Source organism: Mesorhizobium sp. M8A.F.Ca.ET.161.01.1.1 (genome assembly GCF_004792105.1).
GTDB lineage: Bacteria > Pseudomonadota > Alphaproteobacteria > Rhizobiales > Rhizobiaceae > Mesorhizobium.
On sequence record NZ_SRTD01000393.1, the window covers coordinates 1 to 301 of the forward strand.

General features: G+C 70.8%; 1 pseudogene. It reads right to left on the reverse strand.

What is annotated here, in order from left to right:
• Positions 1–301 (reverse strand): annotated as a pseudogene (locus tag EN804_RS36235) (primosomal protein N'); the annotation flags it as partial.

Sequence of the window (301 nt, forward strand, 5' to 3'; positions counted from 1 at the left end):
GAATGAACCCCTGCATGTCGGCGCGCCGCTCGCCCTGCACCAGCAGGCGAAAACGGTGGCGGCCGCCGATCAGCGACAGCGGCGCCTCGGCCGGACCGAGCACGAAGAGATAGGAGGCTTGTGGTGCCGCCCGTCTCAATCCCCGCGCATGGCCTTCGGCCTCGCCCCGCGTCGCGGCGCTGACGATGATGCCGGCGAGCCGGCCGAAGGGCGGCAGCGCCGCCCTTTCGCGCTCGGCGATCTCGCGCTCGTAGAAAGCCTCCGAATCGCCGGAGACGATTGCCCGCATCACCGGATGGTC